At 68.9% G+C, this 15,888-nt stretch carries 14 protein-coding genes; 6 read left to right on the top strand and 8 right to left on the bottom strand.

The features are described from left to right. Positions 1-49: 49 nt before the first annotated feature. The 7 genes from B9D87_RS01115 to mqo all read right to left on the bottom strand — a co-directional run bounded on the left by B9D87_RS01115 (position 50) and on the right by mqo (position 8,901). The gene (locus tag B9D87_RS01115; RefSeq protein WP_007775136.1) at positions 50-1,666 is read right to left on the bottom strand and encodes an MFS transporter; all 1,617 of its coding nucleotides are present in this window, start codon (positions 1,664-1,666) and stop codon (positions 50-52) included. A 33-nt stretch (positions 1,667-1,699) separates the two neighbouring features. Continuing rightward, positions 1,700-2,905: a uroporphyrinogen-III C-methyltransferase gene (gene cobA, locus B9D87_RS01110; protein WP_007775137.1), complete on the bottom strand. Its 1,206-nt coding sequence runs from the start codon at positions 2,903-2,905 to the stop codon at positions 1,700-1,702. 64 nt (positions 2,906-2,969) lie between these two features. Further along, the gene (locus B9D87_RS01105) at positions 2,970-4,367 is read right to left on the bottom strand and encodes a cobyrinic acid a,c-diamide synthase CobB (protein ID WP_040631472.1); all 1,398 of its coding nucleotides are present in this window, start codon (positions 4,365-4,367) and stop codon (positions 2,970-2,972) included. Next, positions 4,364-4,978: a cob(I)yrinic acid a,c-diamide adenosyltransferase gene (gene cobO, locus B9D87_RS01100; protein ID WP_007775141.1), complete on the bottom strand. Its 615-nt coding sequence runs from the start codon at positions 4,976-4,978 to the stop codon at positions 4,364-4,366. Before cobO ends, B9D87_RS01105 begins: the two co-directional genes overlap by 4 nt. 19 nt (positions 4,979-4,997) lie before the next feature. After that, the gene (locus tag B9D87_RS01095; protein ID WP_007775143.1) at positions 4,998-6,845 is read right to left on the bottom strand and encodes a magnesium chelatase subunit D family protein; all 1,848 of its coding nucleotides are present in this window, start codon (positions 6,843-6,845) and stop codon (positions 4,998-5,000) included. After that, positions 6,842-7,312, bottom strand: coding sequence for a GNAT family N-acetyltransferase (locus tag B9D87_RS01090; protein WP_007775145.1), 471 nt, complete (start codon positions 7,310-7,312; stop codon positions 6,842-6,844). The genes B9D87_RS01095 and B9D87_RS01090 overlap by 4 nt, the downstream gene beginning before the upstream one ends. 158 nt (positions 7,313-7,470) lie before the next feature. After that, on the bottom strand, positions 7,471-8,901 hold the full coding sequence (gene mqo / locus B9D87_RS01085) for a malate dehydrogenase (quinone) (RefSeq protein WP_052002577.1): 1,431 nt from the start codon (positions 8,899-8,901) through the stop codon (positions 7,471-7,473). 216 nt (positions 8,902-9,117) lie between these two features. Here mqo and B9D87_RS01080 point away from each other — a divergent pair, with 216 nt between their 5' ends. Beyond that, entirely contained in the window at positions 9,118-10,131 is a 1,014-nt protein-coding gene (locus tag B9D87_RS01080; RefSeq protein ID WP_040631719.1) for an alpha/beta hydrolase, read from the top strand. Positions 10,132-10,135: 4 nt separating this feature from the next. Continuing rightward, positions 10,136-11,515, top strand: coding sequence for a mycothione reductase (gene mtr, locus B9D87_RS01075; RefSeq protein WP_007775157.1), 1,380 nt, complete (start codon positions 10,136-10,138; stop codon positions 11,513-11,515). Between the two features lie 2 nt (positions 11,516-11,517). Here mtr and B9D87_RS01070 read toward each other — a convergent pair whose 3' ends face one another. Then, positions 11,518-12,009, bottom strand: coding sequence for a Fur family transcriptional regulator (locus B9D87_RS01070; RefSeq protein WP_007775159.1), 492 nt, complete (start codon positions 12,007-12,009; stop codon positions 11,518-11,520). A 157-nt stretch (positions 12,010-12,166) separates the two neighbouring features. On the opposite strand from B9D87_RS01070, the gene nicT reads away from it, so the two are divergent. From nicT to B9D87_RS01050, 4 genes are all read left to right on the top strand, one after another. Further along, entirely contained in the window at positions 12,167-13,282 is a 1,116-nt protein-coding gene (gene nicT / locus B9D87_RS01065; RefSeq protein ID WP_007775160.1) for a Nickel transporter NicT, read from the top strand. A gap of 100 nt (positions 13,283-13,382) precedes the next feature. Continuing rightward, positions 13,383-13,718 carry a hydrogenase maturation nickel metallochaperone HypA gene (locus B9D87_RS01060; protein WP_007775163.1) on the top strand — a complete coding sequence of 112 codons (336 nt, stop codon included), beginning with the start codon at positions 13,383-13,385 and terminating at the stop codon, positions 13,716-13,718. Positions 13,719-13,730: 12 nt separating this feature from the next. Next, positions 13,731-14,504 (top strand): hydrogenase nickel incorporation protein HypB, encoded by a 774-nt coding sequence (gene hypB / locus B9D87_RS01055; RefSeq protein ID WP_007775166.1) that lies wholly within the window; start codon positions 13,731-13,733, stop codon positions 14,502-14,504. A gap of 256 nt (positions 14,505-14,760) precedes the next feature. Then, complete coding sequence (locus tag B9D87_RS01050) at positions 14,761-15,816, top strand: NADH-quinone oxidoreductase subunit B family protein (RefSeq protein WP_007775168.1); 1,056 nt, start codon at positions 14,761-14,763, stop codon at positions 15,814-15,816. Positions 15,817-15,888 lie beyond the last annotated feature (72 nt).

Here is a 15,888-nt window from a genome sequence, read left to right as displayed (position 1 = left end):
CAGGTCACCGCCATCGGGTCCAGCGTGCTGCGCGTCCGTGCGTGGTGAGCTACAGCTCCCCGGCGTCCATCGCTTCCTTGACCTCTTGCGCGTGCGCAACCTGGTCGGGGGTGTAGCCGATCAGCAGCGCCGCACCGCCGACGATGACGGCCACACCGGCCAGCCAGAGCAGTCCGTAGGTGTAGCCGTTGTCCAGTGCGGCCAACTGCGCATCGTTCATGAACTTCACCGGGCCGGTGGTGCCGCCCATGTACAGCGTCCGCGAGGTGATCACCGCCTGGATGACGGCCAGCACCAGCGGCCCACCCAGGCTCTGCAGCATCAGCGTGACCGCCGATACCGGGCCGATCTGATCGAAGCCCACGCCGGCGATGGCCGACAGCGTGAGGGGGACGACGGCCATGCCGATCCCGATTCCGCCGACCACGATGGGCAACACCAGGTTGGGGAAGTACGCAGCGCCGCGGTGCATGAACGCCCAGCCGAACAACATCGCCCAGAACAGCATGATCCCGCCGCCGATGGTCAGCACCCGCGGCGAGAACCGGGACACCAGCTGCGAGGAGACACCGAGTCCGATGCCCATCGCGATGACGAACGGGATGAAGCCGACCCCCGCGCGCAGCGCGCTGTAACCGAGGATGTCCTGCACGTACAGGCCGATGCACACGGTCAGGCTGAACATCAGCCCACCGGCCAAAAAGATCGCGGTGAAGGTGACCAGCCGGTTGCGGTCGCGGAAGAGATCGAACGGAACGACCGGGTTCTCGGCGGTGCGCTCCACGATGATGAAGGCCAGCCCGGCACCCAGCGCAACCACGCCGGATCCGATGGTGGTGATCGACACCCAGCCCTTTTCCGGCCCCATCGAGAAAGCGAACACGGCCGCGGTGCAGGCCAAGGTGGCCAGTAAGGCCCCGGTGGCGTCGAGCTTCATCCGCTCGCGGTTGGTCTCCCGCAGCGCGGTGCGGGCCAGGTACATCATCACCAGGCCGATCGGCACGTTCACCAGGAACGCCAGCCGCCACGACACCTCGGTGAGCGCTCCACCAACCACCAGCCCCATCACCGAGCCGACAGCCGTCATCGCGGCGAATACCGCGGTCGCGAAGTTACGGGCCGGGCCCTTGGGGAAGGTGGTCGCCACCAGCGCCAGACCGGTCGGCGAGGCGATGGCCGAGCCGACGCCCTGCGACAGCCGGGCGATCACCATGGTGGCCTCGTCCCAGGCGACCGCGCACAGCACGGACGAGATGGTGAACAGCGCGACGCCGACGATGAAGGTGCGCTTGCGCCCGATGGTGTCGCCGAGGCGACCGCCCAGCAGCATCAGGCCGCCGAACGTCAGCACGTAGGCGGTGATGACCCAGCTGCGCCCGGCGTCGGACAGGCTCAGCTCGTTCTGGATCTTGGGGAGCGCGACGATGGCGACGGTGCTGTCCATGGTCGCAAGCAGCTGCATACCGCCGATGGCGATCACGGCCGCGATGAAGCGGCGGGAGGGCAGCCATGCCGGGTAGTACTTGCTGATGCGCTTCAGGGCGGTCTCCGCCGGGGGCTTGGAGGCGGTCTCCGCCGGGAACGCACTGCTCACCGGGGCCGGACGATCGGGGCGCGCCGAGGCCTGATTCTGCACCGCGCGCTCTGCATCGTTGAGAGCCGTCATAAAGGGTTACCTTACAGTAATCTTAAGAACCGTTTAAAGCCCGAAGGCCGCCACGGCGCCGATCACGACGATCGCGGGAGGTCGGATACCCTCGGCGCGGATCTTTTCGGGCGTGTCGGCCAAGGTGGCCCGCAAAGTGTGCTGAGCGGCGGTCGTTCCGTGCTGAACCACCAGCACCGGGGTATCCGCAGGTCGGCCGCCTTTGAGCAGCGCGTCGGCGAAAAGCTCGATGCGTTCGACCGCCATCAGCAAAACAATCGTGCCTGACATTGCGGCCAGTGCATCCCAATTCACTAACGATTCGGGATGGCCGGGTGGCAGATGGCCGCTGACCACCACGAACTCGTGATTGATCGCCCGATGCGTGACCGGAACGCCCGCCAATGCGGGCACTCCTATGGCACTCGTCACACCCGGCACCACCGTCACGGGTATCCCGGCCTCGACGCACGCCAGCACCTCTTCGTAGCCGCGGGCGAACACGAAAGGGTCACCGCCCTTGAGGCGCACCACGAAGCTGCCGGCGCGGGCGCGTTCGATCATGACGTCGTTGATGGCGTCCTGGGCCATGGCCCGTCCGTACGGGATCTTGGCGGCGTCGATGACTTCGACGTGCGGCGGCAACTCGGCGAGGAGTTCCGGCGGCGCGAGGCGGTCGGCGACCACGACGTCGGCCTGGGCCAGGAGGCGCCGGCCGCGCACGGTGATCAGTTCGGGGTCGCCCGGTCCGCCGCCGACCAGCGCGACACCACCCTTGACGACGTCGGAGCCGACCGGGCTGTCGGGCGTGATGAGCCCGGTCTGCAGCGCCTCGCGGATGGCCGAGCGGATCGCCGCCGAGCGGCGGTGGTCGCCGCCGGCCAGGACTCCGACGGACAGCCCCGCGTAGTCGAAAGACGCTGGGGTTACTGCGGTCCCCTCGACGGCGATGTCGGCGCGGACGCAGAAGATGCGCCGGCTTTCGGCCTCGGCGACCACCGCCTCGTTGACTCGGGCATCATCGGTGGCCGCGATCGCGTACCACGCCCCGTCGAGGTCGCCGTCGCGGTATTCGCGCAACGCCAGGGTGATTCCCGTCATCACCTCGACCGAGCGGGTGGCGCTGCGGGAGATGACGTGGACGTCGGCGCCGCTGGCGATCAGCAAGGGCAGCCGGCGCTGGGCGACGGTGCCGCCGCCGACCACGACGACTTTTTTTCCGGTCAGCCGCAGCCCAGCGAGGTAGGCGCTCTCGGTCACCCGGCAAGCCTAGTGGCGATCGCCAGCGCGGCGAAGCCGGGCGTAGCGGGTCGCCACCATCGATCTAGTGGCGATCGCCAGCGCGGCGAAGCCGGGCGCCGGCGTGTGCGACGAACCGCGTCACCGCCTCCGGCGCCGCGGCCGGATGGGTGTGCAGATACGACGCGTGCACACCGGCGTGCACGACGCCGTCGCGCACGGGGCCGCCCTGCCGGTCGCCGTCGTGGGTCCGGTACATCCAGGCGGGCTGATAGTCGTCGGTGAATGTGACTGCGGTGCGGTGGAATTCATGTCCGACCGCACGCTGGCCGGCGGCATACAACGACGAATCCGCGACCGCGACGGCGTCGCGATACGCCAGGGTCAGCCGCGGCGTGAACCGCGCCCGCCCCGCCAGCACACCGCACATCGGATGGCCGTCGAGCTCGGAGACCAGATAGATCAGCCCGGCGCACTCGGCGTGTATCGGCGCGCCGGTGGCGGCCAGTTGGTTGATCTGCCGGCGCACGACCGCATTGGCCGAGAGCTCCGCGGTGAACTGTTCGGGAAACCCACCGGGTAGCAACACCGCGTCGGTGCCGTCGGGCAGGGCGTCGGCGAGCGGGTCGAATTCGACGACGTCGGCACCGGCGGCCGCCAGCAGCTCCGAGTGTTCGGCATAGCCGAAACTGAAGGCCTTGCCGGCCGCCACCGCGACGGTGGCGCGTCCCCCGGACGTCTCCCCTACCGCCGTCACGGGATTCCACGCCGGCTGCGCGACCCGGCCGCCGGCGACGGCGGCCATGGCCGCCAAGTCGACGTGGCGCGCGACCAATTCGGTCATCGCCGCCACCGCCTCCCGCGCCCGCTGCCCGTACTCCACGGCGGTGATGAGTCCCAAATACCTTGTCGGGAGCTCTAATTCAGCGGCGCGCGGGATGGCGCCCAGCACCGGGACACCGGCCTGTTCGCAGGCCTGCCGCAGCACCTGCTCGTGGCGGTCCGACCCGATGCGGTTGAGGATCACGCCGGCGATGCGGGTGGCGGCGTCGAACGTCGAAAAGCCGTGCAGCAGAGCGGCTATGCTCTGGCTCTGCCCGCGCGCATCGACGACCAGCACGACCGGCGCACCGAGCAGGCCGGCGACGTGCGCCGTCGATCCGGCCGCGGGAGTCGTGGCGGCGGGCCCGATCCGCCCGTCGAACAGCCCCATCACCCCTTCGATCACGGCGATGTCGGCGCCGCGTGCGCCGTGGGCGTAGAGCGGGCCGATCAGGTTCTCCCCCACCAACACCGGATCGAGGTTGCGGCCCGGCCGGCCGGCGGCCAGGCCGTGGTAGCCGGGATCGATGAAGTCCGGGCCGACCTTGAAGGGCGCCACGGTGTGGCCCACCCGTCGCAAGGCGCCAATCAAACCCGTTGCCACCGTGGTCTTTCCGCTGCCGGATGCGGGAGCGGCGACGACGACGGCGGGAACACTCACCACTCGATGCCCTTCTGCCCCTTGCGCCCGGCGTCCATCGGGTGTTTGACCTTGGTCATCTCGGTCACCAGGTCGGCCGCGTCGATCAGGCGCTGCGGCGCGTCGCGCCCGGTGATGACCACGTGCTGATGACCGGGCCGGGCGGCCAACTCCCCCACCACCGCGTCGACGTCCACCCAACCCCACTTCAGCGGATAGGTGAACTCGTCGAGCACGTAGAAGTCGTGACGCTGATCGGCCAACCGGTGCGCGATCTCCGCCCAGCCGTCGGCCGCGGCCGCCGCGTGGTCGACGTCGCTGCCCGCCTTGCGGGTCCAGGACCAGCCCGCGCCCATCTTGTGCCATTCGACCGGCGCACCGACCTGGTGCTCTTCATGCAACCGGCCCAGGTGGGCGAATGCGGCCTCCTCGCCCACCTTCCACTTGGCGCTCTTGACGAACTGGAACACCGCGACGGACAGCCCGGCGTTCCATGCCCGCAGGGCCATGCCGAATGCCGCCGTGGACTTCCCCTTGCCGGGGCCGGTGTGCACGGCCAGCACGGGCGTGTGGCGACGCGCCCGCGTGGTCAGGCCGTCATCGGGAACTTGCAGTGGAACGCCTTGTGGCATCAGCGTTTACCCTTTCCGCTCAGGCCGCGTCGCGCACCGCACGCGTCAGGGAATCCGCGTGCAACTCTTCGAGCCGGATGGCCGGGGCACCGAGCTGGCGGGCGAGCTGCTCGGCCAGACCCAGCCGCACCAACGACGTTTCGCAGTCGACGACCACCGCGGCCGCACCCTCGGCGACCAGCCGGGCCGCCGCGGTTCGACTGCGCCCCAACGGATCCGGACCGGCGGTGGCCCGGCCGTCAGTCAGCACCACCACCAGCGAGCGCCGCGCCCGGTCACGCGCCTTCTCCCGCACGATGAGTTCACGCGCGGCCAGCAGGCCTTCGGCCAGCGGGGTTTTGCCGCCGGTGTCGAAGCTCGCCAGCCGCCGACCCGCGATGTGCGCCGACGACGTCGGCGGCAACAACAGCCGAGCCTCCTGCTGCCGGAACGTGATCACGGCGACCTTGTCGCGCCGCTGATATGCGTCGCGCAGCAGCGACAGCGCGGCGCCGCTGACCGCGGACATGCGATCGCGCGCCGCCATCGAACCCGACGCGTCCACCACGAAGATCACCAGATTGCCCTCGCGCCCCTCGCGCACGGCGCGGCGCACATCGTCGGGCCGCGGCCGCAGCGGGCCGGCACCGGCGCGCTCGGCGGCAGACAGCAGCGTAGCGAACAAGTGCAGCCCGTGCCCGGCGCAACTCGTGTCGTTCGCGTCGGCGGCGGCGATGACGCTGCCGCCGGCGTTGCGGGCCCGCGACCGGCGCCCGGGCGCGCCCTCCCCGACCCCCGGAACTCGCAGCGCGCGGGTGCGGAAGGTCTTCGCCGGCGGCGCGCTGCGCCCGGTCTTCGGGGCCTGGGGCGCGCCGCCGTCCGATGAATGCTGTTGTGGTGCATCGTGTTCAGTGCGGGTGGACTCGCCACCGCCGGGCGGGTCGGGGTCGGGATCGGGATCCGTGTCGGAGCCGGCTTGCGCCAGGGCCTCGTCCAGCTGGTCGCGGTCGATGCCCGGGTCGTCGAACGGATCGCGGCGGCGCCGGTGCGGCAGCGCCAGTTCGGCGGCCACCCGGATGTCTTCTTCCTCGACGGTGTGCGCGCCGCGCCACGCGGCGTGTGCGACGGCGGTGCGGGCCACCACCAGATCGGCGCGCATCCCGTCGACGTCGAACGCCGCGCACAATGCGGCGATGCGCCGTAATTCGTTGTCCGGCAATACCACTTCGTCGACCAGCGCACGCGCGGTGGCGATGCGGCGGGCGAGCTCCGCGTCGGCGTCGGCGTAGCGCTCGGCGAAACCCTCAGGGTCGGCCTCGTAGGCCATCCGCTGCCGGATGACCTCCACCCGCACGTCGACGTCGCGCGAGGCGTGGACGTCGACGGTGAGCCCGAACCGGTCCAGCAGCTGCGGACGCAGTTCGCCCTCTTCGGGATTCATGGTGCCGATCAACACGAATCGAGCCTCGTGCGAATGCGAGATGCCGTCGCGTTCGATGTGCACCCGCCCCATCGCCGCGGCGTCGAGCAGCACGTCGACAAGGTGGTCGTGCAGCAGGTTGACCTCGTCGACGTAGAGCACCCCGCCGTGCGCGCGGGCCAGCAGGCCCGGCGAGAACGCGTGCTCGCCGTCGCGCAACACCCGTTGCAGGTCCAGCGAGCCGATCACCCGGTCTTCGGTTGCCCCGAGCGGCATTTCGACCAGGCCGGCGTCGCTCCCGGTGGCCTCGGACAGCAACGCCGCAAGGCCGCGCACGGCCGTCGACTTGGCCGTGCCCTTCTCGCCGCGGATGAGCGCGCCGCCGATCTCCGGACGCACGGCACACAGCAGCAGGGCCAGGCGCAGCTGGTCGTGCCCGACGATGGCGCTGAACGGGTAGGGCTTCACGGCTGCGCCGCCAAACCCGATCCGGGCCGCAGCATGGGCACGTGCGGAACGCCGTCGTCCAGGAAATCGTCGCCGTCGCGGACGAATCCGTGCTGGGCGTACATGTCCGCCAGATAGGTCTGCGCGTTGATCCGGCACGGGTAGTCGCCCACCTCGGCGAGCGCCGCGCGCAGCAGCCGGGTGGTGTGCCCCTGGCCGCGCGCATTGCGCTTGGTGCACAGCCGCCCGATCCGGAACACCTTCTCGCCGCCGGCGTGCTCCTCCATCAGCCGCAGCGTGGAGATCACCTCGCCGTCGGGCGTTTCCAGCCAGAAGTGCCGGGTCTCGGCGAGCAGGTCGCGCCCGTCGAGCTCCGGATACGGGATCGCCTGTTCGACGACGAACACCTCCACCCGGAGCTTGAGTAGCTCGTAGAGTGTCTGGGCGTCAAGGTCTTTGGCCCAAATACGTCGCAGTGCTTCTGTCACTGGCGCCGCTCCTCCTCATCGCTGCGCTCTGCATCGTCGTCGTCGCATGTCACTGGCGCCGCTCCTCCTCATCGCTGCGCTCTGCATCGTCGTCGTCGCATGTCACTGGCGCCGCTCCTCCTCATCGCTGCGCTCTGCGTACTCGTCGTCGGGACGGGTCATGACACGCCCAACCCCAACGCCTTCGTTCCCCAGGCAAAGACTTCGTCGTACAGCGCCGGCTCATCCGACAGCGTCGCTCCCAGCGACGGAACCATCTCCTTGAGCGCCGGCAGCCACGATTGAAAGCGGTTGGCAAAACAGCGTTCCAGCACCCCGAGCATGATCGGCACCGCCGTCGACGCTCCCGGGGAGCCACCGAGCAGCCCCGCGATGCTTCCCTCGGCGTCGGCCACCACGGTGGTGTCGAAGTCGAGCACCCCACCCTTGCGCCTGTCCCGCCGGATCACCTGCACGCGCTGACCGGCCACCGTCAGCTCCCAATCCGAACCCGTTGCGGTGGGCGCGAATTCGCGCAGCATGCGCAGCCGGCCCGGTTCGGAGAGCCGCAGCTGACCCAGCAGGTATCGCAGCAGCGTCAGCTGGCTGACGCCGACACCGAGCAGCGAGGCCAGGTTGTCCGGCCGCACCGAGCGGGGCAGATCGGTGAGGTGCCCATGCTTCAAGAACTTCGGCGACCAGCCCGCATAGGGGCCGAACACCAGCCACGGCCTGCCGTTGACGTAGCGCAGGTCCAGATGCAGCGCGCCCAGCGGCGGCGCGCCCGGCGCCGGAGCTCCGTAGACCTTGGCCCGATGAGCGGCGGTGAGCGCGGGGTTGGCCGCGCGCAGGAACCGGCCGCCGATCGGAAATCCGGCGAACCCCCTGACCTCGCGGATGCCGGACTTCTGCAACAGCGGCAGCGCATCACCGCCGGCCCCGACGAACACGAATCTGGCTTTCAGACGGCGCTTTTCGCCGGTGCGCCGGTTGCGGATCGACAGCACCCAGCCGCCGTCGGACTGGCGGGACAAGCTGCGCACCTCGTGGCCGAACAGGGCCGTCGCGCCGCCACGCACGCAGTACCCCACGAGCTGTCGGGTCAGGGCGCCGAAGTCGACGTCGGTGCCGTGGGCGGCCCAGTTGAGCGCGGTCGGTTCGGAGAAATCGCGCCCGGCCGCCATGAACGGCAACCGGTGGGCGAACTCCCCCGCGTCCTCGATCAATTCGATGCCGGCGAACAGTGGGTTGGGCGCCAGCGCCCGCTGCCGGCGCCGCAGATACTCGACGCCGCGCGCGCTGCGCACGAAGCTCGCGTGCGGGATCGCGGTGAGGAAGCGGCGATCGGTCAGGATCCCGTTCTGCACGGCGTGCGCCCAGAACTGGCGGGTCACCTGGAACTGCTCGTTGATGCGCACCGCTTTGCCGATGTCGATCGAGCCGTCGGCGCGCTGCGGGGTGTAGTTCAGCTCGCACAGCGCCGAATGGCCGGTGCCGGCGTTGTTCCAGGGGCTGCTGCTCTCCGCGGCGACGGCATCCAGACGCTCCACGAAGGTCATCGACCAGTCCGGCTGCAGCCGGTGCAGCAACGTTCCCAGCGTCGCGCTCATGATGCCCGCGCCCACCAGCACGACGTCCGTCGACGTGGTTGTGGCTAGCGATGACACCGGCTTGCTGGTCCTTCCCTCGACTGGGCCGATCCCCAGGTTATCCCGAGGCAAAATGGACACGAACGACGTGCGCCGCCCCCTGCCCAGCAAAAGCTCTAAGCTGGCTTGGTGAAAGGCGGGGTGACTGGCAGGGTGACCGGCGACGAGACCGGCTGGGTGCCCGACGTCCTCCCCGGTTATCAGCAGCGCACGATCGCCCTCGGGGCCGATCCCGCCGGTGAGGGCGACATCGTCGCCACGCTGATCCGGCGCGGCCCCGAACCGGATAAGGCGGGCCGCGAGACGGCGCCCGACGCGCGCGCGGTGCTTGCGGTGCACGGCTACACCGACTACTTCTTTCACACCGAGCTGGCCGACCATTTCGCGGCCCGAGGCTTCACGTTCTATGCGCTGGACCTCCATAAGTGCGGCCGGTCACGGCGCGACGGCCAGACGCCGCACTTCATCACCGACCTCACCAACTATGAGGCCGAACTCGATCAGGCGCTGGCCGGCATCGCGGAGCGCGGCAAGGTGTTGCTGTACGCGCATTCGGCGGGCGGGCTGATCGTGTCGCTGTGGCTGGACCGGTTGCGCCGGCGAAATCCGGCCGCGCACGCCCGCGTTGGCGGCCTGGTGCTCAACAGTCCCTTCCTGGAGCTGCCCGGCCCGCCCATCCTGCGGCATTCCGCGACCGTGGCGCTGATCGCCGGCCTGTCCCGCGTGCGGTCCAAGGGCGTGGCGCGGTCGCCGGGCGAGGGCGGCTACGGCACCACCCTGCACCGCGACTACGGCGGTGAATTCGACTACAACCTGCAGTGGAAACCCGTGGGCGGCTTTCCCATCACCTTCGGCTGGCTGCACGCCGTCCGCCGCGGCCAGGCCCGGCTGCATCGCGGTCTCGACGTCGGTGTGCCGAATCTGATTCTGCGATCGGATCATAGCGTGCACGAAAGCGCCGATTCCGCCTCGATGCAGCGCGGGGACGCGGTTCTCGACGTCACCCAGATCGCGCGCTGGGCCGGCTGCGTCGGCAACCGCACCGCCGTGGTTCCGGTGACCGACGCCAAGCACGACGTGTTCTTATCGCTGCCGGGGCCGCGCGAAGTCGCCTATCGGGAACTCGACCTCTGGCTGGAGGGCTACCTGCGCGTCGACAATGACGCCTCGGCATCGCTGCGGAAGGGGTGAGGGCTTGGAGACCTACGACATCGCGATCATCGGAACCGGTTCGGGCAACACCATTCTCGACGATCGCTTCGGCGAAAAGCGGGTGGCGATCTGCGAGCAGGGCACCTTCGGCGGCACCTGTTTGAACGTCGGGTGCATCCCGACCAAGATGTTCGTCTACGCCGCCGAGGTCGCCCAGACGATCCGGGACGCGGCGCGCTTCGGCATCGACGCGCACGTCGACCGGGTGCGCTGGGACGACATCGTCTCGCGCGTCTTCGGGCGCATCGATCCGATCGGCGTCAGCGGGGAGGACTATCGCAGCTCGGAGCCCAACATCGATGTGTACAAGCAGCACACCAGGTTCGGTCCGGTGCAGCACGACGGCCGCTACCTGTTGCGCACCGACGCCGGCGACGAGTTCACCGCCGACCAGGTGGTGATCGCCGCCGGCGCCCGGGCGGTGGTGCCGCCGGCGATCCTGGAGTGCGGCGCCCGCTACCACACCAGCGACACGATCATGCGGATCTCCGAGTTGCCCGAGCATCTGGTGATCGTCGGGGGCGGATTCGTCGCGGCCGAATTCGCGCACATCTTCTCCTCGCTGGGCTCGCGGGTCACCCTGGTGGTCCGGGGCTCCGCCTTGCTGCGGCACTGCGACGACGTCCTGTGCAAGCGCTTCACCCGCATCGTGGCGAACAAGTGGGAACTGCACACCCACCGCAATGTGGTGGGCGCCGAGAACCGAGGCTCGGGCGTGGCGGTGCACCTCGACGACGGTCGCACCCTGCACGCCGACGCGCTGCTGGTGGCGACCGGGCGGGTGTCCAACGCGGATCAACTCGACCTCGAGCAGGCCGGCGTCGCCGTCGAGGATGGCCTGGTGGTCGTCGACCAGTACCAGCGGACCACGGCCCGTGGAATTTTCGCCCTCGGCGACGTCTCCTCGCCGTATCAGCTCAAGCACGTCGCCAACCATGAGGCGCGCGTGGTGCAGCATAACCTGCTCCGCGACTGGGACGACACGGAGGCGATGGCCGTCACCGACCATCGCTACGTGCCGTCGGCGGTGTTCACCGATCCGCAGATCGCCTCCGTCGGTCTGACCGAAAACGAGGCCATCGCACAGGGATTCAAGATCTCGACCAAGATTCAGGACTACGGCGACGTCGCCTACGGCTGGGCGATGGAGGACACCACGGGCATCGTGAAGCTCGTCGCCGAACGCGGCACCGGGCGCCTGCTGGGCGCGCACATCATGGGCCATCAGGCCTCGTCGATCATCCAGCCGTTGATCCAGGCAATGAGTTTCGGCCTCACCGCCCCGCAGATGGCCCGCGGGCAGTACTGGATCCACCCGGCGCTGGCCGAGGTGGTGGAGAACGCGCTACTGGGCCTGCGCTGACCTCAGCGCCGGCGCGGCCGCGCGGCGGGCTTGTCCTCCTGGCACCGCGGGCACAAGCCGTGCAGCGTCAGCCCTGCCGCCTCCGACAGCGCGAACGAGCTGCCCGCCATCGCGTGTTCGAGGGCCGAACTCAGCTGGCGCGCGGGCACCTCGATGATGGTGGCGCACTTCGTACATACCGCGTGATGGTGCGGCGCGGTGGCCAGACCGTAGGTCGTCACGCCGCCGTCGAGCGTCAACGCGTGCAACACCCCCTGATCGACCAGCGTCGTCACCGTGCGATAGACGGTCGCCACGTCGGGCGCGTGGGCGCCGGGCGGCAGGGACTCCCGCAGTCGCTTGTCGATCTCGGCCACCGGCAGGTGGCCGTTGACGGGTTCGAGCACCGCCAGCACCTGGATCCGCGAGGCCATCCGTCGCAGCCCCCGGGCACGCAGAAAATCGCCGATCCTCTCGGTGACCGACGCATCCAGTACCGACGGCTTGGGCGCCACCGGTTCAGTGTCGCGCCGTAGCGGCGGGATCGCCAGTCTTGGGTGCGATCACGGCACCTCAATTCCTGCGACTCACTTGCATCTGGCGAGTCGCGGTACTTACAGTCGTGCCGGTTGTGCTCAGCCGATACCGCAAGGACGCGCCGGAAGGACCCCAGTGGCCAGCACCGAGATCGACCGGCGGCCGTCACGGGCGACGAGGCTTCTCGGCGCCCTGTCGCCGGCGGAGTGGTGGCGACTGGCGTCGATGCTAGCGGTGATCGTGGCCCTGCACCTGCTCGGCTGGTTCACGTTGGTCGTCTTCGTCGCTCCGTCCCAATACAGCTTGGGCGGCAAGGCTTTCGGCGTCGGTGTCGGGCTGACTGCCTATACCCTGGGCATGCGTCACGCCTTCGACGCCGACCACATCGCCGCCATCGACAACACCACCCGCAAGCTGATGAACGACGGGCGGCGCCCGCTGGCCGTCGGCTTCTTCTTCTCGCTGGGCCACTCCACGGTGGTCTTCGCGCTGGCGGTGCTGCTGGCGTGCGGGGTGCAGGCGGTGGTGGGTCCGGTCAGGGACGACTCCTCGACGCTGCACCACTACACCGGACTGATCGGCACCAGCGTCTCGGGTGTCTTCCTGTACGCGATCGCGCTTCTCAACGTCATCGTCCTGGTCGGCATCCTGCGCGTCTTCGCCCGGGTGCGCCGCGGGGAATACGATCCCGACACCGATGCGGCCGAACTGGAGCGGCACCTGGACAACCGCGGGCTGATGAACCGGTTGCTCGGCCGCGTCACCAAGTCGATCACCAAGTCCTGGCACTGCTATCCCGTCGGCCTGTTGTTCGGGCTCGGCTTCGACACCGCCACCGAGATCGCGCTGCTGGTGCTGGCCGGCACCAGCGCCGCCGCGGGGCTGCCCTGGTACGCGATCATGTGCCTGCCGGTGCTGTTCACCGCCGGCATGTGCCTGCTGGACACCATCGACGGTTCGTTCATGAATTTCGCCTACGGCTGGGCGTTTTCCAACCCGGTGCGCAAGATCTACTACAACCTCACCATCACCGCCCTGTCGGTGGCGGTCGCGCTGCTGATCGGCAGCATCGAGCTCCTCGTCGTGCTGGCCGACCAGTTCGGTTGGCGGGGCGCGTTCTGGAGCTGGATCGGCGGGCTGGACCTGAACACGATCGGCTACGTCGTCGTCGGCATGTTCGTCGTGACGTGGGCGGTGGCCCTGCTCGTCTGGCGCTACGGGCGCATCGAAGAGAAGTGGACCTCGTCCTGAGCGGGCCGCAAAGAGGCTGACCGCAAGCGGCCGTTCGGGTGTAGAACAGTGCTCATGGGCTTTTCGGCCTGCGCCCGGCTCGCGGATCGGCGGTGACCGGGTGCACGAGCTGTCGCTGTGCGAAGCGATCGCCGGCGTGGTCAAGGATCACGCCGACGGCCGGCACGTCGACGTGGTGCGGGTGCGGGTGGGTGCGCTGCGGCAGGTGGTGCCCGAGTCGCTGTCCTTCTGCTGGACGCTGGTCCGCGACGCCGAGGACATGCCCGACGCCGAGCTGGAACTCGAATGCGTCGGCGCCGAGGTCCGGTGCCGTGCATGCGGCGGGCAGTCCGAGATCACGTCACCGTGGTCGATCTGGTGTCCGGAGTGCGACAGTTCCGACGTCGAGGTGCTGCACGGCAACGAATTCTTGGTGACGTCACTGGATGTCTCGTGAAAGGCATTGGCGATGGGTAGATTTCATCGGCACGACGACGGAACGGTGCACACCCACTCCCACGATGACCTTCCGCACGATCACGATCACGGCGATCACAGCCGCTATCGCACCGGCAGCCAGCGCGTCGACGTGCTGGAGGCGATCTTCGCCGAGAACGACCTGCTCGCCGACGCCAACCGGGCGGCCTTCGAGAGCAACGGGGTGCGCACCCTCAACCTGATGAGCTCGCCGGGATCGGGCAAGACCACCATCCTGCAGGCAACGCTCGACGAGCTCGCCGGCGAGCTGGGCATCGGGGTGATCGAGGGCGACATCGCCACCGACCTGGACGCGGCCAAGCTCAGCGGCCGCGGCGCCCAGGTATCGCTGCTCAATACCAGCAACGGATTTGGCGGCGAATGCCACCTCGACGCGCCCATGATCAACCGCGCACTGCCCGGCCTCGACCTCACCGCGCTGGACATGGTGATCATCGAGAACGTCGGAAATCTGGTCTGTCCGGCCGAGTTCGACGTCGGCGAGCACGCCAAGGCCATGGTGTATTCGGTGACCGAAGGGGAGGACAAGCCGCTGAAGTACCCGGTGATGTTCCGGTCGGTCGATGTGGTGCTGCTCAACAAGATCGACCTGGTGCCCCATCTGGACGTGGACGTCGACACGTACATCGCCCACGTCCGCAAAGTCAATGCGGCAGCGACGATCTTGCCGCTCAGCGCGCGCACCGGCGACGGTATGGCCGCGTGGTTCGGCTGGCTGCGCCGGTTTGCCGCGGACGCCGCCTGAATCGTGCCCGACGCCGCCGTTCTCCTGCGAAACATTCGCAGGACGACCGGTCCGCGACCGATACCCGGACGCGGCGAAGCAGCCAAGCGCGCCATGGCTTTTCGGCGCTATGCGACACGTGCGTACTAGCGCGGGATATCGGACCGTTGACAACGCACGATAGCGGGAGTAGACCCAAAAAATAGCGCTGCGCAAGTGGGCCGACGGTCGACTCCGGCGGCGCAGGAGCCCCAGCCCGGCTCCGGAAAGCTGCAGCATGCCAACAGAAGCAGCAGTCAAGGCAGAACAAACACTGATCCATGTTCTATGGATCAATGCTGGGCTCAGTTGTGACGGTGATTCGGTGGCATTGACTGCTGCCACCCAGCCCAGCGTCGAGGAGATCGCCCTGGGAGCCCTGCCCGGACTCCCCCAGGTCGCCGTGCACTGGCCCCTGATCGACTTCGAGTGCGGCCCCAACGGAGGCGCGGACGACTTTCTGGAGTGGTTCTTCAAAGCCGACCGCGGCGAGCTGGAACCCTTCGTGCTGGTGGTCGAGGGATCGATTCCGAACGAGAAGATCAAGGACGAGGGCTACTGGTGCGGCTTCGGCAACGACCCGGCCACCGGGCAGCCGATGACCACCAGCGAGTGGCTCGACCGGTTGGCGCCCAAGGCCACCGCCATCGTGGCGGTCGGGACCTGCGCCACCTACGGGGGAATCCACGCGATGGCCGGCAACCCGACGGGGGCGATGGGCGTGCCGGACTACCTCGGCTGGGACTGGAAGAGCAAGGCGGGCATCCCGATTGTGTGCGTGCCCGGCTGCCCGATCCAGCCGGACAACCTGTCGGAGACGCTGACCTACCTGCTCTACATGGCGACCGGCCAGGCGCCGATGATCCCGCTCGATGACGCGCTGCGCCCGCAGTGGCTGTTCGGCAAGACCGTGCACGAGGGTTGCGACCGGGCCGGCTACTACGAGCAGGGCGACTTCGCCACCGAGTACGGGTCGCCGAAATGCATTGTGAAGCTTGGCTGCTGGGGCCCCGTCGTCAAATGCAACGTGCCCAAGCGCGGGTGGATCAACGGTGTCGGGGGTTGCCCCAACGTCGGTGGGATCTGCATCGGCTGCACGATGCCGGGGTTCCCGGACAAGTTCATGCCGTTCATGGACGAGCCGCCGGGCGGCAAGATCTCGAGCACCGCGTCGGGTCTGTACGGAGCCGTGATTCGCAGTCTGAGGGGTATCACGGAACGCACCGTCGACAAAGAGCCGCGGTGGCGCCACAACGGCGACAAACTCACCACTGGAGCGCGCCGCACCTGGTAGGTCACCTACCGGTGTGCGCGCTCCTCCCTCCAGTCCGGAAAAGCCGTCGCCGCATCAGCGGACGCTGACAGC

It is taken from the genome of Mycobacterium colombiense CECT 3035 (genome assembly GCF_002105755.1).
GTDB classification, from domain to species: domain Bacteria; phylum Actinomycetota; class Actinomycetes; order Mycobacteriales; family Mycobacteriaceae; genus Mycobacterium; species Mycobacterium colombiense.
This window is presented reverse-complemented; position numbering and strand designations above follow the sequence as displayed.

Bases quoted from the DNA above. Each gene is read 5' to 3' on its own strand.
- cobO (WP_007775141.1), bottom strand. From the start codon at position 4,978: ATGCCACAAGGCGTTCCACTGCAAGTTCCCGATGACGGCCTGACCACG.
- mqo (WP_052002577.1), bottom strand. From the start codon at position 8,901: ATGAGCGCGACGCTGGGAACGTTGCTGCACCGGCTGCAGCCGGACTGG.
- B9D87_RS01050 (WP_007775168.1), top strand. From the start codon at position 14,761: ATGCCAACAGAAGCAGCAGTCAAGGCAGAACAAACACTGATCCATGTT.
- hypB (WP_007775166.1), top strand. From the start codon at position 13,731: ATGGGTAGATTTCATCGGCACGACGACGGAACGGTGCACACCCACTCC.
- B9D87_RS01115 (WP_007775136.1), bottom strand. From the start codon at position 1,666: ATGACGGCTCTCAACGATGCAGAGCGCGCGGTGCAGAATCAGGCCTCG.